Here is a 22,510-nt window from a genome sequence, read left to right as displayed (position 1 = left end):
GCTCGAAAAAGTTTGCCGCACCATCTCTCACTTATTAATAATAATTCCTAGTAAGCTCGCTCCTATCCCTAGTTCTTTCGTTAGCTTTTTGCCTAGAATCGCTAGATCTATTTCTAGTGAGAGAAGCCAGAAGCCTTTGTTAGCAAGTTTTCTAGCTCGCTTGTCCCCCTGTCAGCTAAAAAACTTATTTTGTACAACCACTTATAGCGGTTCTCACACCTGTGTGGCACAGTTTAAACTTTGCTAATTAAGCTTTTCACCATCGATAATGTACCTCTTGCGAACAGGAAACGCTATATATCAAAAATTGTCAATCAAAAAGATTAAAAAATCTCAATCAAAGACAAGTAATACCAGAAAACAGCGATAATTACAAGGAGATGATTAAGAATCATTAAAAGATGTGGTTGTTCTCAAAAGTCTTCTGGAATCATCTGTCATAAGCTGAAGTATAATCAAAACAGAGGAAAGTCGAGGTAATCTCAATGACTACAGTAGAAGACGTTTTGCAAGTTGCCCGCCGACAAATAGGGACAAAAGAAAGTCCTCCGGGTACGAATAGTAACAAGTATGGCAAGTGGTACGGCATGGATCGCGCCCCTTGGTGTGCCATGTTTGTTTCCTACTGTTTTGATAATGCCGGTTTAACCTTCGAATTCCCGAAAGATTTGGGTAGTAACAAGGGATTCGCTTACTGTCCCTATGGGGTAAAGTGGTTTAAAGACCAAGGCCGATGGCACACGGAAAACCCCCGCCCCGGCGATGTCGTCTTCTATATGTTTAATAAAAGAGGAGGGGTATCTGACCATGTGGGTATTGTGGAGAAAGTGCTAGGCAACGATCAAATTCAAGCCATTGAGGGCAATACCAGCACTTCCAGCAACGATAACGGCGGCACCGTCATGCGACGGACAAGAACGAAAAATCAGATTCTCGGTTACGGACGACCAGATTATAATGGCACAGCGCACACTCAAGCGGGAGAATTTCCCTTGCCCCTTCCTCCTTGGGATGGAGAATATATATTTCTGACCAGTCCCCTGATGGAATCGGAAAGTATTCGTCTCTGGCAGAAGTGCATGAAAGAACGAGGCTATCCCATCGAAGTTGATGGCGAGTATGGACCCAATTCAGAGCAAATCTGCCGAGAATTCCAAGCAAAAATGAAATTAGACGTGGATGGTGTTATCGGTCGAGACACTTGGAACGCCTCTTGGCGACAACCCAAGCAATCTCAAGGCAATTTATCTGTTGACCAACCAGTTGATCGCGTTCGTTATCCCCTGCACCATCCCGTACAATTTAGTGGTAGTGCCAAAAATGGTGTAGTCAAAATTCAACTCTGCACCACTTGGGGTGGGGCAGAATTTCTCCTAGGTGGAAAAGTACCCGTTATTAATGGTCAATGGCGTTCCTCCTATCAATTTCAAACGGGTGGCGATCGCAAAATTTTTATCGAGGGACTAGATAGCAACGATAAAGTTATTGATAGCACAGATGTGATCATTAATCTCGATCCCGATGGTAATAATGATGTGGATACTGTCCGCATTACCAGTCCCAAAATTAATCAAGAATTAGATTTAGAATCGTCAGTCATATTTGAGGGGGTCGCCGAGGATACTCGCATCCAGACGATTAAATTGAGAACTCCCTTTGCTAATAAAAATTTCTTTTTAGGAAAAGATATTCCCGTAGATAATGGGCGTTGGCAACACGAATTTAAATTCAGCACGGGAGGCACTCGCAAAATTGTTGCAGAAGGAATTGATGCCTCTGGTCGTCTGATTGATAGTGCCGCCATTGAAATTGTTCTCAAATCCAAAGAATCGGCATCTGTTGCTGGTGTAAGCTCTCCCAATTTGCGTCGGGTTGTTGGCATAGACAAAACCTCAATTTCCTTCCGCAATAAAGTTGTTGAAATTGCTAAAGACTTGGGAGTTAATCCTAATTACCTCATGGCCGCTATGAGTTTTGAAACTGGCGGGACTTTTAGCCCTGCTATCCGCAGTTTCTCCGGTAGTGGTGCCACGGGATTAATTCAATTTATGGGACCGACAGCCCGTTCTTTAGGAACAACTACCACTGCCTTAGCGAAAATGAGTCCAGAAGAACAACTCGATTATGTTAAAAAATACTTCTGGCCCTACAGAAATCGCCTTAAAACTTTAGAAGATGTCTATATGGCAATTCTCTATCCTGCCGCTATTGGCAAGGGGCCAAATCATGTGCTTTTCCGCCAAGGTACTATCAGTTATCAGCAAAATCGAGGGTTAGATGGTCCACCAGTAAAAGGATTTGTTACTGTGGGTGATGCCACCAAAAAAGTTAGTCAAAGATTTGTGTAAGCAGTCTTAATTTCTATCCAACAAGAGAGATTTTCTCAGAAAATAGTAAAGGGTTAATCGAGATTTTCTATTGTCAACGGGCAGGTTTAAAGCTCGATTAACCTAGTCAATTCAGGAGGTTTTTACTTATGAGCTACGCAGGACAAATAACCTTAGAAAATTCCGATTTGCAGATTCCTTCTCTAAAAAATTTTCTTGACAAAATCGCAGATATGATTAGTGGTCATCATCACAATAATGTCAACCTAAACCCAATAGAATCGGAGGTGATTACTGCCGATGAGGACGAAGAAGTTATGGAACCAGGTTGTGTAATTAACAATGATCATTCCGCTCAGGATTTATCTTTTTCTGGAGAGGAAGAATCTCAAGAAGAAGAATTGATCGAATCGGGTGAGGATACTAAATTAGAAAACTCAGAGCCAGTTTCTGATTATGAAGAAGAGGAGGAAATCTGGGAACCAACCCCTGGTTTATCGGCAAAACTAATTACTACTCCTGTGGTAAACCCCGATGAAAAAATAGTGCAGTTACCACCGATAAATTCCTCAATTCCCCTTGATAATGAGGAAGATTTCTGGGAACCAGCTGGTTTTTTTGAAGATGATCAACTTAATAATGCTCTCTCTCCCGTCAGATTAGGCAGTTTTACGGCACTCTTGGCAGCAATTATCTTGGGAGGATTGACAGTTTTAGGTCATACTCAGGCAGCAGAAGCAGAGGCAACCTATGCTTTATTAGGGACGGCTTTTGGCTCCAAAATTGTTCAAAGAACCTCGAAATCAGTCAACTAAATTCTTAGTTAATAATTCATCATTTTTACTCTAGACAGGAGAATTATATCATGGTCGGTACGCCACAAGATACTAACATTGCAACAAAACCGGTAGGATTTTTACAAGATGATAAGGGTAATAATTCATCTATGAGGTTGATGGCAATTATCTCTTTATGTTCAGCGATCTTTTTTAGTGGGGCAGTATTTTGGCGCATCCATCAAAACTATACAGAAAACGCCCGAGAGCAAGCTAGATACCTTAAGTTAATCGAGCAAGAAGTCTCGAAAGACGCTCCTGCTTTAGAGCGAATAATAAGCAGTGTGGAGCGACTTGACCAACTCAATCAAACAGAAAAAGGTGAAGAAGGAATGGCAATTATTTACGCTTTTCTGGGAGCAGCTTTTGGTGGGAAATTTGTTCAGAAACTTGCGGAAGCTAGAGGGTCGCAATCTGCACCTACTAAACCTAAAACGATTGCTAATCCTGGCAGCGGTCTCTAATTAGTTGGCTATAGACAGTAATTTTGATTTGATCTAGATTGATTGCTTTTGAGGTTTAGCATTATGGGCAAATTTTACCCAGTGATGAATAGTATTTCCTTTCTGACAGCTATTATGTTTAGTCTTGTTTTAGTTGTGCAAATACCTCAAAAACGGGAAATGCAACAAGTCCAGCAGCAATCTTTCGAGAAATTACTGTCTCAAGTCAAAGAAAAGTATCCTGATTCTGTCTGATTTATTGACAAAACTTCAACCCTATTCTACCCGTTTACCTGTCCCTTTTTCTCTGGATATTGTTTCTCCAGAGATTCAGATTATTGTGGCCTTTATCCTTGCTGGTTGTGGAGGTTATGGATTACAGTTTTTAGAGACAAAAATGATCTCAAAATCCACTACTATGGAATAAATATTAAAAGCGATTGAGGCTAGTTATATCAGTTATCTAATAGTGAGGTAGGAAGTTTTTGTTTTGGGGGGCAAGTCGTCGATACCAAATTATACTACGACATTTTAAAAGGGTTTTACCATTATTCAGCAAACCCTAATTAGGTAATACTTGGGGAAAAACCGAGATTTTACCCAGATTGAGCGGCTTCTAACCATGATTGTAAACCTTTTTTAGTCGGTGTTCCTTTAGTGGTAAAAGTCCATAGATCTCGTTTATGTTGGGGTCCATAGCTGATATGAATTGGGCGATTAATTCCGTAAAAATAGAGAGAATCAAAGGGTAATTTTTTGTTTAAAATCCAATCTATCAGGCGATCGCTAGTTAAATCGATAATCCGAAAATCACAGGCTGCCCCCAATCGCTGACAATAATATTGACCCTTTTGATTAATTTCGTGAGCGCAATGTTGATCACGACTGGGATCGATTCTACCGTTTTTTAAGCCAGTGATTGGGTCTTTTTTTTGGAGAAATTTTCTCAGATCATTGGAACAAAATCCGTAGGTTAATTCAAATTTTTCTCGACCAAAATTATCAATAATTGGATCGATAATAAAGTGAGCGAGATTTTGCCAAGCGGTTATCGTTGCAGGATTTTTGGGGTAGGGATCGATTTGTGCCGCGTACTTTTGATAGGTTTGGGAACAGGTAGATAATTCCTCTAGGGTTAAATATTTACCAATTAACATAATCATTTATCAGTTTTTAGCTATATCCTATCACCCCATTTAGCTATTTTACCAAAGCTGCTTTTTTGCGACCATAATAAACAGCGATAAAAGCGCTGACATACATCCATAAACTATAGATAATTGCGGGAATAGCCAGATCGGGATTCTTTAATAAACCGGCAGTGATAGCAATAGCTAAAGTGCCGCTTTGAATACCCACTTCAATTGCAATACAAATTCTTTGGGGAATAGTTAATTGAAATAAACGACCACTGAAAAAACCAATTAGGGAAGCAATCGTATTTAAAATGATCACTGCGAGGCCAGTTTGAGCGATAAATAAAGGTAAACGTTCCCATTCTCTCAGGATTAATAAGAAGATAATAACTGCTAGAAAAATCACAGCCAAACGATTAGTTATCGGTTCCAGACTTTTCGCCAGTAAAGGGAAGTAATGGCGGATAGTCATACCCATAACCATGGGTAAAACTATAATCAAAAATATCTGCGCCATAGTGGAACCAATGGGTAGGGAGATGGCGGCACTTTCACCCATAAAATGCTGGAGAATGAAACTAGCTAAAAAAGGTATTGTGAAAATGGTGATGATGCTGCTAAAAGCGGTTAAAGTAACAGAAAGAGCCACATCTCCCTTAGCTAAATAGGTTAAAACATTGGAGGAAGGACCGCCGGGGCAAATGGCGACAATCATTAAACCGACGGCAATTTCTGGACGGAGAGGCAAAAGAGAAGCAATAATAAAACCGATGATCGGTAGAATAATAATTTGATTAACTAAACCGATCAGGACTGCTTTGGGATAACGGGTGATACGCTGAAAATCGGCGAGAATTAATCCTAATCCCATGCCTAACATTAAAACGCCTAGGGCAACGGGTAAGAGGATATTAGTAAAAAAGTTGGCCTGCATGGGATAAAAGCCGAGAAGATGAGCTTATTTTCCCATAAATTGACTAATTTATTCTTGTGCATGGTTCCCGATTTTGCCGACTAAAAAACCCCCAGTGTGCATAGGGGGGTTAAATTGTAGGAGAAATCCAATCATGAGGATTTTTGTCCAGTTTCCCTTCCCGCTCCGGGATGATATTCTAGTCATACTTCAGTTGCTTGGTGGCAACCATGGGATCACAGCTAGGGAACTGCTGATGCGACTGCCACTTTTGACATCACCAATGTCTAGGGAATTTTGCCGCAGGACTTCCATCAAGAATAACGAGGGAAAATTTTCCTTCTAAATCCCACAATCCTTGAATTCCCTTCCGTTGATAAATTGCTAGGGTGACCAAGGTGGTAGATTTTTGGTGAACGATAGGTGAATTTTTGCAGAGTTTTCCCTTCTCGATCGAGGGACAGTTTTCTGTCTTCTAAGTTGTGTGTAAACATAGCAACCCTCAAGAACCCTACATTTTTATTGTACCTTTATTCTTGGTTCGAGTGCGGGAGAATGTAATAATGTGTATTATTCCTCAGAGAAGACTCAACCTTTGTTTGTTTTAAAGGTAGTCGCAAGTGTGAGGGGATTAATTTTCCTGAGCTTGTTCAGCGATTCCCTCAGCAGGATTACCAGTTGACTCTTTGCTTCTTTGTGGGATCTAGTTCGAGGATTTGTCTTGGGTAAAGTAATTGATAAAGTAGCTAATTTCCCCGAATCACTCTCTTTGATAATCCCGATGGATTGTACTTAATTAGGGCTTGCTGAATAAATGTTAAATATAGACAAGGTAAGGGGTTTAGGGGAATATTAGGTGCAAGATTTTGAGAGAATCGTGGTCCAAAACCTTGTATCTTCGGGGCGAAGCATTCGGGCATAACCTATCGCTGAACCGTAGATTTCCTGTCCGAATGCTTCGCCCCTACTTTTTCAGAAACCCCTAATTAAGTTAAGGCAAAAAGGGTTAAATTCTCTAGAATAATTATCCTTAGCACGGCTCATTTTTGAGTGAAAGACTGGCTCCCTTGCTGCCAATGGAGAATAGGAAATCTAGCAAATGTTTCGCACTTTGGCCACCGATAAAATAACCATAGTAATTAGTCATCGATTAGCTCTTTGTCAAGCGGAACTGATGAGCAAACGAGGACAATATCACCCTAATAGTTATCAATCTAAAAAACCCGGTTTGCAAGGGAGATTAAATTGTAGGAGAAATCCAACCTTGGGAATTTTAGTCCAGTTTCCCTCTCTCGCTCCGGAGTGAGAGAATAGTCATACTTAGTTTTTTTGTCCCGATCGAGAGTATTTTCTGAGATAGATCATTGTCGATCTAGGGATAAAAAACAGTAATTTCGCCCGATATAACCTTTTATTTGCCCCTATGACTGTCAAAATCGCTCTTAACCCCAATCAAATCCAAAATCTCGATCTCTCATCTTTAGAGACTATTATTCAAGATTATCAGTCGCGAGCAGCGATCGCCGAACTGGAACAAGCTCTACAATTAGAGATAGATTATCCTCGTGCGGAGGGTGATATGCGGGAATTATCGGAGATAGCGGAAGTTAGGCTGTGGTTTCTGCGTTTAGATGCGGTTTATCCCTGGCTAATCTTTATTCTTGACCCAAAACAGGGAGAAATCGCCCGTTATGCTGCTATGTTGGTTCCCCATCAATTCCATCGCGGGGAAGGAATTCAATATAATCCCGAAGCTTTGGAGATTTTTGTGATGCAAAAACTCTTTATTTTGTCTGATTGGCTGAAAAGTCAGCAAATTCCTGCTTTATCTCGCTTAAAATTTTTCGCTCAACAGTTTGGTTACGATATCGACGAGGAATTTCTCTCTAGTCTCTAAAAGCCTCCCGCGCCGACTAGATAAGGTATGTTTAATATATGACAAGCTACTGTCTCACCCAATTTAGCGCCACCAATACCCCTATCAGAGAATCATGGATACAAAATCCTTTAAACGTACCCTACAGCAATCGGATAACTATAACCGCAAGGGATTCGGTCATAAAGAGGAAGTAATGGATGCGATGACCAATGAGTATCAAAGCGACCTGATCCAAAAAATTCGTGAAAATAATTATCGTTTACAACGGGGTGACGTGACGATCTATCTCGCTCAAGCTTTTGGTTTTTGTTGGGGGGTAGAACGCGCTGTCGCCATGGCCTACGAAACTCGTCAACATTTTCCCCAGGAACGTCTCTGGATTACTAACGAAATTATTCACAATCCCTCGGTTAATCAGCGTCTGCGCTCCATGGCCGTGGGTTTTATTCCGGTGGAAAATGGCCAAAAAGACTTTAGTGTGGTGGAATCGGGGGATGTGGTGATTTTACCTGCTTTTGGGGCCAGTGTCTCGGAAATGAAAATACTTAACGATAAGGGTTGCATGATTGTGGATACCACTTGTCCCTGGGTTTCTAAGGTGTGGAATTCCGTGGAAAAGCACAAAAAAAGCGCCCATACTTCGATTATTCACGGCAAATATAATCACGAAGAAACTATCGCCACTAGCTCTTTTGCCGGCACTTATCTAATCGTTTTAAATTTGGCTCAAGCTAATTATGTCGCTAATTATATTCTCCACGGTGGCGATAAAAACGAGTTCTTAGAGAAGTTTAAAAATGCTCATTCCCAGGGTTTCGATCCCGATCGCGATCTAGATTATATTGGTATTGCCAATCAAACCACGATGCTGAAAAGTGAAACGGAAGAAATTGGCAAACTCTTCGAGCATACTATGTTGAGAAAGTACGGACCGATCGATTTTAAAGATCATTTCATGAGTTTTAATACCATCTGTGATGCCACTCAAGAGCGTCAAGATGCCATGTTTGAACTGGTGAAAGAACCACTTTCTTTAATGGTGGTAATTGGCGGTTATAATTCCTCTAATACCACTCACCTACAGGAAATAGCGATCGAGCGTGCCATTCCCTCCTATCATATCGATAGTGCCGAGCGCATTCTCCCCGGTAATCGCATCGAACATAAACCTTTAGGGGACGATTTAATCATCACTGATAACTGGTTAAATGAGGGAAAAATTATCGTCGGAGTGACTTCTGGCGCTTCCACTCCCGATAAGGTGGTAGAAGAGGTAATCGAGAAAATTTTTGCGCTCAAATCTTCTTTAGTCCAGGGTTAATTAGCCTAGGTGTTAACCTTTGGCAATGGCCGCATCTCAATTTTGGAGAAATATCTATTGCTCACCATCAGTTATTTTTATCCGTGGGATTGCTGACAAATTGACGTTTGGGTTTACCATTATCAGTAGAACCGTTCGGCTCTTCTCGTTTCTCTCTGGAGAGCCAATATTTTCCTAAAAACGGCGGGTTTTATCGATTCCGTAGATAATTCCCGTCACCACGGAAGAGAGAATTAATAACAAAATTAATCCTCCGGGTAAAAAAGATAATATTCCCATGCCGCGCAATATATAAACTAACACGGTCACTAATAGGAAACCGAAAAAAAGAGACTTTAAATAGCTAGAATTTGAGCGCATTTACTTAGATTAACAGTTCCTCTTGAGTTAAGTTTAACTTTTCGGCAATCATTACCAGGATTTTTTCTTCCCTTTTTCCGTTACTGATAGATTCCAGTAACCGGCAATTGAGGATAATTTTTTCCCCGTTGGATAAGGTTAAAATAATCCGTCGGCAATTAGACCCTAAAAAGCCTTTGTAATTTTCTATCTTTGCCTCAACAATTCTCTCTAGAAGATAATAACTTTCACCTCTAAAAGTTAAATGTTGTCGCCTACGGGTTAGGGTAGCGTTGCCTTGATTAAAGACATAACTCTCCCGATAGCTGGCATCATAAAGTAACAATAGACCAGACAATAAGCATAACATACCCCAAAGATAATAGCGATAATTATGGTGGTGTTCTAGCAGTGCTGACAAGGTATCTAGGGGACTTTTGGCAATAATTTCCTGAGTTTTATATCTATTCACAAAACTCTCAAATCGAGTTTTAAAATCACTAGCCGACTGCACATCTCGAAAATTCTCGATGTAGAGATAGTTATTTCTTCCGACCAATAAAACCGTGTTATTAACAGTTTTTTTCTGCTCAACACTGATAAAAACTTCTTGATAGACAGCCGTAGCTTTAATGTGAGTCAAAGAAAAATTTTCCCGACTAGAAACGGGAAAATTATACTCTTGGACATATTGACAATCTATCCTTTTTGTGCCTAACCTAATGCAGTCGAGATAAGCGCGCTGGAAAGAAACCAAATATGCTAAAAAGAGCAAGGGAACCCCAGCCAGAAAAAAACCCAGAAAAGGACGATATTTAGGAGCCTTATTCTCTAACAAGAGTGTAGTCAGCGTTTTTTGCTTAACTCGCATAGGAAACCCTACAGGTACTTTGTTCTAATTGTACTACAGCCTTTCAGCATCCTTCTGAGGATCGATTTATTTAATCTGCCAGGGAAAATTGTAATGATTATTCACGAAAATCTGACATCGGTCTCTAGACTGCCTCTATCTTGACCTTTTTTGTCTGGGTTTGGCACGGTAAAACCCTGTTTATCGAGTTTTTGTAAAGCTTTGGCGTTTTTTGTTTATTGTTTGTATTTAAAGTAAATGTATAAATAAAGCTGTTTTTATAAGTTTTTGCAGATTTCAGAGATTTTATAAGCTCTAAAAAATTATCTTTCTAGTTTTTGCGCGTTTAATCTCACTCTAGCTATAGCATATAAAAATTGAGCCTCTTTCCAAGGAGTGGGTAGATGGTTAATAATGGCGATCAAAGCACTGATAAACAAACTCACCATTCAAGCGCAAATTTAGGAGAACTTCCATGCCTTTAACACTCGCAGTCTACGGAAAAGGTGGCATCGGTAAATCGACAACAAGCTGTAATATTTCGGCCGCTTTAGCCAAAAGAGGCAAAAAAGTACTACAAATAGGTTGTGACCCCAAGCATGATAGCACTTTCACCCTGACAGGCTTTCTGATTCCCACAATCATTGATACCCTGCAAGAAAAAGATTTTCACTACGAAGACATCTGGCCCGAAGACGTTATCTATGACGGTTACGGTGGTGTCAAATGCGTGGAAGCGGGTGGTCCTCCGGCCGGTGCCGGTTGTGGCGGTTACGTCGTCGGGGAAACGGTGAAATTATTAAAAGAATTGAACGCTTTTGATGAATTTGACGTGATTTTGTTCGATGTTTTGGGGGATGTGGTCTGTGGAGGATTTGCCGCACCCTTAAATTACGCCGATTACTGCATAATTGTCACAGATAACGGCTTTGACGCTCTTTTTGCCGCCAATCGCATCGCCGCTTCCGTCCGCGAAAAAGCGCGCACCCATCCCCTGCGACTAGCCGGATTAATTGGTAATCGCACCTCAAAACGCGATTTAATTAATAAATATGTAGATCATGTTCCCATGCCAGTGTTAGAAGTTTTACCCTTAATTGAAGATATTCGCGTCTCCAGAGTTAAAGGTCAAACTCTCTTTGAAATGGCCGACAAGGATCCGATGTTAAGTTATGTTTGTGACTATTATCTCAACATTGCCGATCAGATTTTAGCCAAACCAGAAGGAGTTATTCCCAAAGAATCTGCCGACCGGGAATTATTCACTTTATTATCGGATTTCTATCTTAATGCCGATAAACCCAAAGTTAACGCCGAGGCGGAATTAGATCTAATGATGGTTTAGATTATTTTGTAGGGTGGGTTAGGGACAGCGTAACCCACCAAAAGCCACCAATAAACTCTTTTTCTGGGTGGGTTACAGTGAATAATTAACTTATTAGTTAATAGCCTAACTTATCGTCGCCTAACCCACCCTACCCACGAATTTTATCGAGGACTTGATAATGATCATTTTTTCCTCTCATTGGGAATTCTAATAGAGAGAACATTATTATTCAGTCAAGGGGACAAAATGAGCAACTTTGAGGAATTAAAAGCCACCTTACCAAGGCGATGGTTAGATTACTACCAAAATAATCAAGCTTGGATTAAGTCTTTAATGGATTCTAGAGGCTGGTGGCGAAAAACTCCCGACGGTGGTAAACGTCCCAGTGCTGACATAATTATAGCGGCAGCAACAGCTTTAGAACCTAAGTTATCAGTGTGGATGTATCCCTTTTGTCAACTTAGTTCCGATGGGGACAAACTGGTAGAAGTCTTAGGACTAAATTTTGATTCTGAAAAAAAGGAGTTGGAAAAATCGGAAAAAGAATTACTGATTTCTAATTCGCACACTGAATATCTCAACGGATTCCGAGAAAAACAATTATCAGTCGAAAAAAACAAAGTAATTATTTTTGAGGAATTGCTAAAAATCTTACCAGATAAATGGTTAGATTACTACCAAAACAATCAACCGTGGATTAAGTCTTTAATGGATTCTAAAGATTCGTGGCGAAAAACTCCCGACGGTGGTAAACGTCCTAGTGCTGACATCATTATAGGTGCGATTACCGTTTTAGAATCTCAATTATCAGTGTGGATGTATCCCTTCTGTCAGCTTAATTCCGATGGAAACAAACTTCTAGAAGTTTTAGGATTAAATTTTGATCCTGAGAAGAAACAACTAGAAAAGAAAGAAAGAGACTTAAGTAATTCTTTATATACTACTGAGGATCCTGTACTGCAAAAAATCCGCCAAGAGTTACAACGAGAAAACCTAAATAAACCAAGTTAAAGGAGAACCTAAAAACATGACTGCCACTCAAGAACCGAGCGCTTTACAATTTGATTGTGAAACCGGCAACTATCACACCTTTTGTCCGATTAGCTGTGTTGCTTGGTTATACCAAAAAATCGAAGATAGTTTCTTCCTTGTTATCGGCACAAAAACCTGTGGTTACTTCCTGCAAAATGCCATGGGTGTCATGATTTTCGCCGAACCGCGTTATGCTATGGCCGAATTAGAAGAAGGGGATATTTCCGCTCAACTAAAAGACTACGAAGAACTAAAACGCCTCTGCTTACAAATTAAACGAGATAGAAACCCTAGCGTTATCGTTTTTATCGGTACTTGTACCACCGAAATCATCAAAATGGACTTAGAAGGATTAGCACCGAAACTAGAGTCAGAAATCGGTATTCCTATCGTGACAGCACGCGCTAATGGTTTAGATTATGCCTTTACCCAAGGAGAAGATACCGTCCTCGCTGCCATGGTGCATAAATGTCCCGAAAAAGTTAAGCACGAAGATGAAAAAGAAGAACGGAATGCCATCCAGAAACTCTTAACTTTTGGACGTAAAAAAGAAGAAATTAAACAGGAAGAATCGGAATATAAAGACCATCCTCCTTTAGTTTTATTTGGTTCTGTTCCCGACCCAATTGTGACCAATTTAACCCTAGAACTGAAAAAACAAGGAGTTAAAATTGATGGTTGGTTGCCTGCCAAACGTTTTACTGAATTACCGGTAATTGAAGAAGGTTATTATGTGGCTGGTGTCAATCCTTTTCTATCACGAACTGCCACCACTTTAATGCGTCGTCGTAAGTGTAAATTAATTGGCGCACCCTTTCCCATCGGTCCGGATGGAACTCGCGCTTGGATAGAAAAAATCTGTTCGGTTTTGGGAGTACAACCCCAGGGATTAGAGGAAAGAGAGGCAAAAATTTGGGAAAGTTTAGAGGATTATCTGCAACTTGTGCGCGGTAAATCGGTCTTCTTTATGGGGGATAATTTACTAGAAATTTCTCTGGCACGTTTCCTAATTCGTTGCGGGATGACTTGTGATGAAATCGGTATTCCTTACATGGATAAACGCTACCAAGCGGCCGAATTAGCATTACTAGAAAAAACCTGTAATGATATGGGTGTTCCCATCCCGAAAATTATCGAAAAACCTGATAACTACAATCAGATTCAGCGCATTTACGACTTAAAACCCGATTTAGTGATTACGGGAATGGCCCATGCAAATCCCTTAGAAGCGCGGGGAATTAACACTAAATGGTCGGTAGAATTTACTTTTGCTCAAATTCATGGTTTTACCAATGCGCGAGATATTTTAGAATTAGCTACTCGTCCCCTGCGTCGCAACAATAACCTCAAGGAATTGGGTTGGGATAAGTTAGTTAAAGAGTCGGCAAAAGTGTAAATTTGTTTTCAAAAGGCTACAATCATCAGGTAAGGAAAATCAATTCCTTACCTTTTTTCAGTATTTAGTTCACTTCAATGTCCAATAACTTATCTCACCAAAAACCCTATCATCTCAACTTTAGCCTTGAGGATTTAGGCAAAGTAAAACCGACTATCACCCTATTATCGGGGGAACCAGAACGCTCGCGCTATATTGCTGAAACTTATTTACAAAATGCACGTTTACTATCGGATTATCGCGGATTAAATAGTTATCTTGGCTACCTAGATAATTCCACTCCAATTCTTCTGGCTACCAGTGGCATGGGTGCGCCATCTTTGAGTATTGTGGTTAATGAATTAATACAGGTGGGAATTAAAACTATTATTCGTATCGGTACTTGTGGCGCAATTCAAAATAGAATAAAAATCGGTGATATTATTATCTCGCAAGCGGCTTTATGTAGGCAAGGTGCAGCTAATGATATTGCTCCTCCGGAATATCCGGCAGTGGCGGATCCTTTTTTAACAGTTGCTCTAGTCAAATCGGCTCAATTTTTGGGAGTAAATTATCATGTAGGTATTACCGCTTCTGTGGATAGTTTTTATGAAGGACAGGAAAGAATCCTGTCTTCTGCTAACCCTTATCTTCAGCGCCATTTAGAGGGAATTACGGAAGAATATCGACGTTTAAATATTCTCAATTATGAAATGGAAGCGGGAACTTTATTGAAAATGGCGGGGGTTTATGGATTTACTGCCGCTTGTATTTGTGCTGTGATTGCCGCAAGAAACAAAGAGGAAGGGATTAGTTTAGAAAGCAAACAACAAGCCATCGAAAAAGCGATTCATGTGGCAATATTGACCGTTAGCAACCTCTCCCCATCCTCAATTAATTAATGTTCAGAAATCATTTTCATTAAGACTTCCTCTTTTTCCTGACTTTCGGGATAACAGGAGATAAGTTTAGCGCGTAATTCCTGAATTGATTTAATCACATTATCTGCTAATTCTTGGTCGCCATTGCGCCAGCCAAGGGGTGCTAGATGGGTGCGATTGGCTAAGGGAACTACTGGTTTTAAGAGTTGTTGACTTAGTTCTTTAATGAACCAAGCTACTGTATCTTTAGCCTGTAGATCCTTAGCAAAGGCGATAATTTCCAAGAGTCGAAATAGCTTACTATTGCTAATTAAACAACGGGTTTCCTGCACATTTGGCTGTACGTCTAAACCCAAACTTTGCACTAATTTAGCTAGGGCAGCTATGGGAATTGCGCTATCTATGCCAGCAATTACAGGAGCCAGTAAAAGCGAGGGTTGATTTTTCAGGGATACGGCATGGATATCGGTATTATTCAGCGATTTTTGGATATCTTCGGCTTGATTTTTGCCGACACAACCACTCAAAACCTGTTCTAGTTCTGTGTTTTCCACATCACTTAAAACCTCTAAAAGGGAGATATATTTACACCCTAAACTATGGCCTATCCAAAAATAATTAGGATTACCAGCAGTGGGATCTTCTAAATACAACTCAAGGTTATCTTCATAGCCCAAAAACTTAGCTTCTTCATAAATAGCCTTTCTCAATCCAATCAAATCTTTGACCATTTCTATGGAAACATTCCAATGACGAAAAGTAAAACGATAGGGAATAGCAATAATAGTATAGCCCCGTTCAAAGACTTGTTTGAGCAGATAACGATAGAACAGATTGGGAAAAGTGCCGAAGAAAGCACCACCGATAAAATAGACAACCCCAATCGGTTTAGGATTGATAGCAACCCAGTGAAATTGCAGGGGAATAAACTTAAATTCTGATGTCATTGTTTTTCGGTATGTAATTGTTAATTTGGCAATTAGGGAAACAATCTTATAATGATTAAAAATCTCGGCGGTCAAAATAATCGATCACCTTGTCTAAGTATGGTACATTAATTTGCTCAAAAAAGTGTATTTTGTTGCGAATATGTAATAATTTTTGACAAAAGTAAATTCTCACCCCAAAAAATTCGCTTATTCTTAGTCTTCTAAGCTAATCTTGACCGGATTAACTTGCCATCGGTAAAGTCAAAACCTTTAGCGACGAGACGATTATAAGGTGAGATAATGGGAAAAAATTGGTTTTGGCTTTAAGGATGATATTATGTCAGACGCAACGCAGTTAACACCGGAAAAAATTGCTCAGTACCGTATTGAATTTGCCGACAATGAGAACGCTTTAATTGCACTTGATGTTATTGAGGAATGGGAGGGAGATGGTCAAATCGCCCGAGAATTTAAAAAATAAGTTGACTTTGACAGTTTATTTGACAGTTTAATAGTCAGCGATAGCGCCCTCTATAGCAAAGAGAATTTAAAACTAATGAGAGAAATGCGTTGGTTATCTGGAGTCCCCTTCAGCATTAAAGAGGCTCAAGAGTTAGTCGATAGCATCTCAGAAAAAGAGTTAACCGATTCAGAAATACCAGGTTATTCCTGGAGGGAAACAAGCTCTAACTATGGGGGGATAGAACAAAGATGGTTGCTAGTTGAAAGTCAAGCTAGACAAGAATCAGACTTGAAAAAATTAGAGAAAAAAATCGAGCAAGAAAAGAAAACAGCCCAAGAAAAAATCCGCCAACTATCCCGAGGAGAATTTGAGAATAGAGCGGTGGCGTTGGCGATAGTCAAGGGATTATCTGACTCCTTAAAATATCATCGGTTAACTGAGATTCAAGGGAATTACTTTCAAGCTGACTCGAAGAAATTAAAAGCCAAACTGACCGACAATTCCCCCTCTCAATTCTACCGAATTCAAGCCGAGTTAGAGTTGAATTTGCCAGCCATTGAGAAGCTCAAGAAACGAGCAGGAAGATTCGTTTTAGCGACTAACGATTTGGATAAAAAACGATTAAGCAGTGATGATATACTCAAAAAATATAAAGGGCAACAAGCTCCAGAAAGAGGATTTTCTTTTCTCAAAGACCCCTGCTTTTTTGCCCACAGTGTCTTTCTCAAATCTCCCCATAGAATCGAGGTCATAGCCATGCTTATGGGCTTGTGCCTGCTGGTTTATACTATTGGTGAAAGACAACTTCGTCTGAACTTAAAACAGCAGGAGACGGGACTGAAAAATCCGTTGGGTAAGTTAACTGACCGACCAACATTACGCTGGATATTTCAGAACTTTCAAGGGATTCATCTCCGACCTATTCAAGACAATCAAAAGATTAGCAACTTAACGGATGAGAGGCGCAACATTTTGAGATTTTTTCCCAAACCTTGCCAGGAATATTATCTCTTATCTTGACCAGATGGATTGACTTCAAGGGGTGACAAAACAAAGCGAGCAACTGGAACATCTCCCCCTAGATGTTATACCATTTTTCTTTATTCGTGGCAGGTATCCTACTCCCCTCTCCCAGAACGGTAGAGGGGTTGGGGGTGAGGGCAATTAACCATCTCTGCCATTACTTTAGAAAAATGGTATTAAGTCTGATTGCCCAGTCATTCTCAATAAGCACTGTTTATTGAAAATGACTGGGGGAACCCTGAAATTTTCGGCTTAGTTGGCGGCAGCTTGCCGCCAACTAATACCAATTCTCCAAAGTCTGACTACAGAAGTTTAATCCCCCTAAATCCCCCTTAAAAAGGGTGACTTTAATTCGATGTGTAGTTTTCATTTAGAGAAATGGTATAACTCCTCTAGATAAGTATTTTGACTCATGCCCCTTCCTCTTTTGAGACGTTGTGACACTTAGGGTGCGGAATGTGGGTTCAAAAAGATCGCACTGCATTGATTGAGTGCGATCGCTTTTAGTTATCAATGTTTAAGTAGCGAATTTCTGAGTCAGATTCCTACTTTAATAATGTGCGCGTCAAAGCCGAACCCGCACCCAAAGCACCGATTGCAAGTAAGCTTAGGACTGACGCAGGTTCGGGAACTTTTTCAGGTCCTGGAATCTGGGTTGCTTGCAGCATATTAATTGCCCAGGCTGTTTGCATGGACACACTGCCAAAGGTTCCGCCAGACCAATAATCAGAAATGTTTTGGTGGTCAACAAGGTATTGGGAAAATTCCTCCTACCAGTTCCAGGTACTCCCCGGATCGAGGGGATTCGTTCCCTGACCAAAAAGGTTAGTGATCCTGGTCGTATCGTCCAGGCCGATAGTGCTTTCTAACCCCTTATAGACTGCCCACATACCATAGTAGTCGCCAAAAGTACCACCAGTTCCAGAGGTTTTCCAATTATTGTTGATATAGGTTAGGGCATTCTGGACGCGGGAACTGCTAGTATCTAGGCCAGCAGCGGACATCTGTACCAGTCCCGATCCAGTCCGCAGGGGAGTTGTACTGTTAGGGTCAGTATAGCCCAAGCCGCCCGTCGTGTCATTCTGGCTGTAGTCGATCCAGTTCAGTTGCAGATTCTTCACACTGGTAGGCCAGGTAATACCTGCCCCTTGAGCATACAATCCCGCGAGGGCCGGCCATTGGGAGACCGAGTTATCGGAACTGCCAAAGTTGGGCGTATAGCGCCAGCCGCCAGCATAACCCCCAGTGCCAGTGTCATTCTGTGCGTCAGCCAGGTAATCGATCGCCGACTGAACCACCTGGCCATAGGTTTTGCCGTTGACGAGGGGGTTTGTCGAGCTAATCACCGTACTCAGGGGAGCCGCCTTGATAATAGCAGGCAGGACTAACCCAGTGTTGTAAACCTGATTGTAATCGTTGGGACCGAACCTCAGCCCCACACCCGCACTTTGGGCGTTGCTGAACAGGTAATTCAGTCCGTTAGTCACATTGGCGCTATAGGTCCCCGATGTCGGGGTGTTTCCCTCCTCGATAAATGCCAGCAGGGCAGCGCCAGTTGCGGCAACATCTCCACTACCTCCGTTGTAAATCCACTTCCCATTAGCTTGCTGTTGGGTTACCAGCCAGGCCAAGCCACTGTTGATCGCCGCTTGTTTTTGGGCATTAGTCGCCGCTTGCGTTGCTGCCGGGAAAGCGACAGCACCTGCTAGAGCAAAACCTAGAGCGATCTTGATTGAGTGACTCACTCGCCCAGAAGAGTCATATTTTTCATTTATCATAACTATCTCCCTAATGATTTTTGTGTCCAATTAAAGCGAAATCGCTTACGGAGAAGATGTCGAAACCTGCAAAGAGTTGAGTCTGGTTTATACGCCAGTCATCCCTTTATTTGACCGTTGAAATAAAGAGATTTAAGGACTCAATTTATTCCTTAAATATTTTTCACTCGACTTACATTAAATATAGATAATTGAATTTTGAAAGTCAATCGTATTCATCTATTTTGGCTTAAATTTAAATCTTTTTTTAGAGATATTTTATGAAACAAAATAGACAAAAGTTAACAAAGCTACTCAGATTTTTTCTACAAAGTTGCACATATTTTTAAAGATTTTTTCAAGACTGGTTAAAATTGATATAAAAATTAACATTTTATCGATCTTGCAGTTAACGAAACTTGAAGAATTCTCCCCTTTTTTTTTGTTAAGATTAGTTAATAAACCCAAAAAAAAGAGAGCGCAAGCTCTCCTTTTTGATTATTTGCTAATTTTACTAACTAGCGACAATATATTCCTTGACGTTAGCCCGGCGACGGCGTAAATGAGCCAGGGCCTGATGTTCTAATTGTCGCACTCGTTCCCGACTGATGTTCATTCTCTGGCCGATTTTGGCTAAGGATAACTCTTTACCATCGGTTAAACCAAACCGGAGAGTAATTACTTCCCGTTGTTGGGGAGTTAATTCGGCCAGGAGATTGGCTAAGTCTTGCCGTAATAACTCTTGGGTGATGAAGGTATCGGGAGAAACTCCGCTATCTTCTAATAATTCCGACAATTCCGTATCCTGGTTATCGCCGACGCGCACATCAAGGGAGATGGGTTGACGAGCCATACTGAGATATTCGCGGATTTGAGCGGGTTCTAGATCTAATTCCAGGGCAATCTCGGCAGGGGTAGCACTTCTCCCCAGTTTTTGGGCGAGTTCGCGCTGGGTTCTTTTGATTTTATTCAGTTTTTCGGTGATATGGATGGGTAAACGAATAGTGCGGGCCTGTTGAGCGATCGCACGGGTAATCGCTTGTCGAATCCACCAGTAAGCATAGGTAGAAAATTTATAACCTTTGGTGGGATCAAATTTCTCTACACCCCTTTCTAATCCCAGACTACCCTCTTGAATTAGATCTAGGAATTCCATGTTCCGCTTTTGATATTTTTTGGCGATCGCAACCACCAAGCGGAGGTTAGCTTCAATCATTTTCCGTTTAGCTCGATCGCCAGTTTTCAAGGCGCGATCCAGTTCATTTTCGCTTAAATTCACCGAATCCGCCCACTCCAAGCGCTGTGGTTCCCGTCCTAATTGCTTCGATAGTGCTTCTTTCGCTTCTAACAGGCTCATCATCCGTTGGACTTGTTTGCCGTAAATAATTTCTTGTTCGTGAGTTAGGAGAGGAACTCGCCCAATTTCGTGCAGATAGGTACGCACCATATCGGCATTGAGGGTGGGCTGTGATAGAGTTTGGTTGGTTTTTGCGGTGGGCATTGGTTTGGTGGTGACTCCTTGACACAGAAAAAGTCTGTTACTATTCCGACTCGCGGGTGAGTCTGGCTTATCTGAAGTCGGTATGAGTTTGATTCGGAATTCTTTTGATTGTATCCTGTGCTTTTAGACGCAGACAACCCCCTAAAGGTTCATAGTTAATTCATTCTTTGGTATGATGTTAGGTTTATCCTTTTTCCCCCAACATCTAGAACAAAAGTATTATAGACTAGAACTATCAACTACAATCGCTTGTTTTTGGGTCGCTTTTTCCTGAATCATCGGCAGTGCCGCTTATACTGTTAGGTAAGATTACAAGACAAAAAGGTGGTTTTCCCGATTAGCCTTCAACAATCTGGCTGACTTCCGACCCTTCCACCCTCAGCTTTGAGAGGGAAACTGACAGCCGAGAACCGACTCCTATATATATAATGGCCGATCAACACCAGCAAAGGGAGATGTAATCATTGCGGATTTCCGAACTATTTTCTGTAGTATTTGCTACAAAATGCCAAATTAGCCGCGATTGAGAATCGGGAAAAATTGTTATAAAAATTAGGATTGCTAGGAGGGTAATAACTATCATAGAAACAGCAGGGCGGAGATCGGGATAAATTATCGTTTAAACCAAGCTCGATCGCACTCTCCACAATACCGTTCTGTGGAACTCCTGAACAATGAGGACTTACTATGACTAAAACCGTCGTTATCGATCCCGTCACCCGGATCGAGGGCCATGCCAAGATCTCGATTTTCCTTGACGATGGGGGGGAAGTGGATGATGTGCGTTTTCATGTGGTCGAGTATCGCGGTTTCGAGAAATTCTGCGAGGGACGGCCGATGTGGGAGATGGCGGGAATTACTGCCCGAATTTGCGGGATTTGCCCCGTTAGTCACCTACTTTGTGCCGCCAAAACCGGCGATAAAATTCTAGCGGTGCAAATCCCCCCTGCGGGGGAAAAACTGCGGCGCTTGATGAATTTGGGACAATTAACCCAATCCCATGCTTTAAGCTTTTTCCATCTTAGCAGTCCCGATTTTCTGCTTGGTTGGGAAAGTGACCCCGCCAAACGGAATATTTTCGGTTTAATCGCCGCCGATCCCGACCTAGCGCGAGCAGGCATCCGTTTACGTCAATTTGGACAGAAAGTTATTGAACTTTTGGGGGCGAAAAAAATTCACCCCGCTTGGTCTGTCCCAGGAGGTGTGCGTTCTCCCTTAAGCGAAGAAGGGCGACAATGGATTAAAGAACGACTGCCGGAGTCTAAAGCGACTCTTTACACAGCTTTAAACCTTTTTAAAGGACTTCTAGACAATTTAACCACAGAAATCGCCGCTTTTGGTAATTTCCCTTCCCTGTTTATGGGATTGGTCGGTAAACGGGACGAGTGGGAACACTACGGTGGCCATATTCGTTTTACCGATAGTCAAGGCAATATTGTGGCCGATAACCTGAGCGAAGACAATTATCGCGATTATATCGGCGAATCAGTGGAAAAATGGTCTTATTTGAAGTTTCCCTACTATAAACCCCTCGGTTATCCCAACGGTATCTATCGAGTTGGTCCGTTGGCCCGGTTAAATGTTTGTTCCCATTTTGGCACGGAGGGGGCGGATATGGAGTTACGCGAATATCGCCATCGGGTCGGTGGTGTAGCCACCTCTTCTTTTTACTATCATTATGCTCGTTTAGTGGAGATTTTAGGCTGTTTAGAGCGTATCGAACGTTTAATCGACGATCCCGATATAGTTTCTCAACGCTGCCGGGCCGAAGCAGGAATTAATAATCTGCAAGGGGTGGGAGTTAGTGAAGCGCCCCGGGGTACTTTATTCCATGATTATAAAGTGGATGAAAATGGTTTGATTGAAACGGTGAATTTGATTATTGCCACGGGTAATAATAATTTAGCCATGAATCAAACGGTGAAACAAATCGCCCAACATTATATCCATGGTGGCGAAATTCCCGAAGCGATGTTAAACCGCGTGGAAGCGGGTATTCGTTGCTATGATCCCTGTTTAAGTTGTTCCACTCACGCGATGGGACAAATGCCGCTACAGCTAGAGTTAGTTAATGCAGCCGGTGAGGTGATTAATACTCGACAAAGGGGTTAATTATCTAAGTTGTTAGGGTGTTGGGAAATAGGGCAAATTCCTCCTAACACCCTAGGTCTCGATGAC

The 22,510-nt window shown here is 41.4% G+C and carries 21 protein-coding genes and 1 pseudogene; 14 read left to right on the top strand and 8 right to left on the bottom strand.

Annotated features, from left to right (window positions below):
* Nucleotides 1-485 precede the first annotated feature (485 nt).
* The 5 genes from IM462_RS07930 to IM462_RS07910 all read left to right on the top strand — a co-directional run bounded on the left by IM462_RS07930 (nt 486) and on the right by IM462_RS07910 (nt 4,033).
* Nucleotides 486-2,348, top strand: a complete 1,863-nt coding sequence (locus IM462_RS07930) for a CHAP domain-containing protein (RefSeq protein ID WP_287700254.1) — start codon at nt 486-488, stop codon at nt 2,346-2,348.
* Nucleotides 2,349-2,476: 128 nt separating this feature from the next.
* Entirely contained in the window at nt 2,477-3,142 is a 666-nt protein-coding gene (locus IM462_RS07925) for a hypothetical protein (protein ID WP_287700253.1), read from the top strand.
* A gap of 50 nt (nt 3,143-3,192) precedes the next feature.
* Complete coding sequence (locus IM462_RS07920) at nt 3,193-3,627, top strand: hypothetical protein (protein WP_287700252.1); 435 nt, start codon at nt 3,193-3,195, stop codon at nt 3,625-3,627.
* Nucleotides 3,628-3,690: 63 nt separating this feature from the next.
* Nucleotides 3,691-3,861, top strand: a complete 171-nt coding sequence (locus IM462_RS07915; RefSeq protein WP_287700251.1) for a hypothetical protein — start codon at nt 3,691-3,693, stop codon at nt 3,859-3,861.
* 4 nt (nt 3,862-3,865) lie between these two features.
* On the top strand, nt 3,866-4,033 hold the full coding sequence (locus IM462_RS07910; RefSeq protein WP_287700250.1) for a hypothetical protein: 168 nt from the start codon (nt 3,866-3,868) through the stop codon (nt 4,031-4,033).
* Between the two features lie 169 nt (nt 4,034-4,202).
* On the opposite strand, the gene IM462_RS07905 is transcribed toward IM462_RS07910, so the two are convergent.
* Nucleotides 4,203-4,763: a hypothetical protein gene (locus IM462_RS07905; protein ID WP_287700249.1), complete on the bottom strand. Its 561-nt coding sequence runs from the start codon at nt 4,761-4,763 to the stop codon at nt 4,203-4,205.
* Between the two features lie 43 nt (nt 4,764-4,806).
* Nucleotides 4,807-5,676: a bile acid:sodium symporter family protein gene (locus IM462_RS07900; RefSeq protein ID WP_287700248.1), complete on the bottom strand. Its 870-nt coding sequence runs from the start codon at nt 5,674-5,676 to the stop codon at nt 4,807-4,809.
* Nucleotides 5,677-6,754: 1,078 nt separating this feature from the next.
* Here IM462_RS07900 and IM462_RS07895 point away from each other — a divergent pair.
* The 3 genes from IM462_RS07895 (at nt 6,755) to IM462_RS07885 (ending at nt 8,855) form a co-directional block, all read left to right on the top strand.
* Nucleotides 6,755-6,961 (top strand): hypothetical protein, encoded by a 207-nt coding sequence (locus tag IM462_RS07895; RefSeq protein WP_287700247.1) that lies wholly within the window; start codon nt 6,755-6,757, stop codon nt 6,959-6,961.
* Nucleotides 6,962-7,078: 117 nt separating this feature from the next.
* Nucleotides 7,079-7,552 carry a CRR6 family NdhI maturation factor gene (locus IM462_RS07890; protein WP_287700246.1) on the top strand — a complete coding sequence of 158 codons (474 nt, stop codon included), beginning with the start codon at nt 7,079-7,081 and terminating at the stop codon, nt 7,550-7,552.
* Nucleotides 7,553-7,646: 94 nt separating this feature from the next.
* Nucleotides 7,647-8,855 (top strand): 4-hydroxy-3-methylbut-2-enyl diphosphate reductase, encoded by a 1,209-nt coding sequence (locus tag IM462_RS07885; RefSeq protein ID WP_287700245.1) that lies wholly within the window; start codon nt 7,647-7,649, stop codon nt 8,853-8,855.
* 174 nt (nt 8,856-9,029) lie between these two features.
* Here the strand turns inward: IM462_RS07885 and IM462_RS07880 are convergent, their stop codons facing one another.
* Together IM462_RS07880 and IM462_RS07875 are read right to left on the bottom strand one after the other, a co-directional pair.
* The gene (locus IM462_RS07880; protein ID WP_002798718.1) at nt 9,030-9,215 is read right to left on the bottom strand and encodes a hypothetical protein; all 186 of its coding nucleotides are present in this window, start codon (nt 9,213-9,215) and stop codon (nt 9,030-9,032) included.
* A gap of 4 nt (nt 9,216-9,219) precedes the next feature.
* Nucleotides 9,220-10,065, bottom strand: a complete 846-nt coding sequence (locus IM462_RS07875) for a hypothetical protein (protein ID WP_287700244.1) — start codon at nt 10,063-10,065, stop codon at nt 9,220-9,222.
* Nucleotides 10,066-10,519: 454 nt separating this feature from the next.
* On the opposite strand from IM462_RS07875, the gene bchL reads away from it, so the two are divergent.
* From bchL to IM462_RS07855, 4 genes are all read left to right on the top strand, one after another.
* Nucleotides 10,520-11,389: a ferredoxin:protochlorophyllide reductase (ATP-dependent) iron-sulfur ATP-binding protein gene (gene bchL, locus IM462_RS07870; RefSeq protein ID WP_002773281.1), complete on the top strand. Its 870-nt coding sequence runs from the start codon at nt 10,520-10,522 to the stop codon at nt 11,387-11,389.
* A gap of 228 nt (nt 11,390-11,617) precedes the next feature.
* The gene (locus tag IM462_RS07865; protein WP_287700243.1) at nt 11,618-12,382 is read left to right on the top strand and encodes a DUF5331 domain-containing protein; all 765 of its coding nucleotides are present in this window, start codon (nt 11,618-11,620) and stop codon (nt 12,380-12,382) included.
* 16 nt (nt 12,383-12,398) lie between these two features.
* Nucleotides 12,399-13,799, top strand: a complete 1,401-nt coding sequence (locus tag IM462_RS07860) for a ferredoxin:protochlorophyllide reductase (ATP-dependent) subunit N (protein ID WP_287700242.1) — start codon at nt 12,399-12,401, stop codon at nt 13,797-13,799.
* Nucleotides 13,800-13,876: 77 nt separating this feature from the next.
* The gene (locus IM462_RS07855; RefSeq protein ID WP_287700241.1) at nt 13,877-14,680 is read left to right on the top strand and encodes a nucleoside phosphorylase; all 804 of its coding nucleotides are present in this window, start codon (nt 13,877-13,879) and stop codon (nt 14,678-14,680) included.
* On the opposite strand, the gene IM462_RS07850 is transcribed toward IM462_RS07855, so the two are convergent.
* Complete coding sequence (locus IM462_RS07850) at nt 14,677-15,606, bottom strand: DUF1350 family protein (protein ID WP_287700240.1); 930 nt, start codon at nt 15,604-15,606, stop codon at nt 14,677-14,679. The genes IM462_RS07855 and IM462_RS07850 overlap by 4 nt on opposite strands.
* Nucleotides 15,607-16,039: 433 nt before the next feature.
* On the opposite strand from IM462_RS07850, the pseudogene IM462_RS07845 reads away from it, so the two are divergent.
* Nucleotides 16,040-17,071: pseudogene (locus IM462_RS07845) on the top strand (IS1634 family transposase); the annotation flags it as partial.
* 548 nt (nt 17,072-17,619) lie between these two features.
* Here IM462_RS07845 and IM462_RS07840 read toward each other — a convergent pair.
* The 3 genes from IM462_RS07840 to IM462_RS07830 form a co-directional block, all read right to left on the bottom strand.
* Nucleotides 17,620-17,766 carry a PEP-CTERM sorting domain-containing protein gene (locus IM462_RS07840; protein WP_287700239.1) on the bottom strand — a complete coding sequence of 49 codons (147 nt, stop codon included), beginning with the start codon at nt 17,764-17,766 and terminating at the stop codon, nt 17,620-17,622.
* Nucleotides 17,767-17,844: 78 nt separating this feature from the next.
* Entirely contained in the window at nt 17,845-18,819 is a 975-nt protein-coding gene (locus IM462_RS07835) for a prenyltransferase/squalene oxidase repeat-containing protein (RefSeq protein ID WP_287700238.1), read from the bottom strand.
* 526 nt (nt 18,820-19,345) lie between these two features.
* Complete coding sequence (locus tag IM462_RS07830) at nt 19,346-20,332, bottom strand: RNA polymerase sigma factor, RpoD/SigA family (protein WP_287700237.1); 987 nt, start codon at nt 20,330-20,332, stop codon at nt 19,346-19,348.
* Between the two features lie 687 nt (nt 20,333-21,019).
* Here IM462_RS07830 and IM462_RS07825 point away from each other — a divergent pair.
* Nucleotides 21,020-22,444 (top strand): Ni/Fe hydrogenase subunit alpha, encoded by a 1,425-nt coding sequence (locus IM462_RS07825; RefSeq protein ID WP_287700236.1) that lies wholly within the window; start codon nt 21,020-21,022, stop codon nt 22,442-22,444.
* The last annotated feature ends 66 nt before the right edge of the window (nt 22,445-22,510 follow it).

The organism is Microcystis sp. M144S2 (assembly GCF_020246065.1).
In the GTDB taxonomy this organism is placed as follows: domain Bacteria; phylum Cyanobacteriota; class Cyanobacteriia; order Cyanobacteriales; family Microcystaceae; genus Microcystis; species Microcystis ichthyoblabe_A.
The sequence above is the reverse complement of the archived record's forward strand: the minus strand, read 5'-3'. Positions and strand labels throughout refer to the sequence as shown.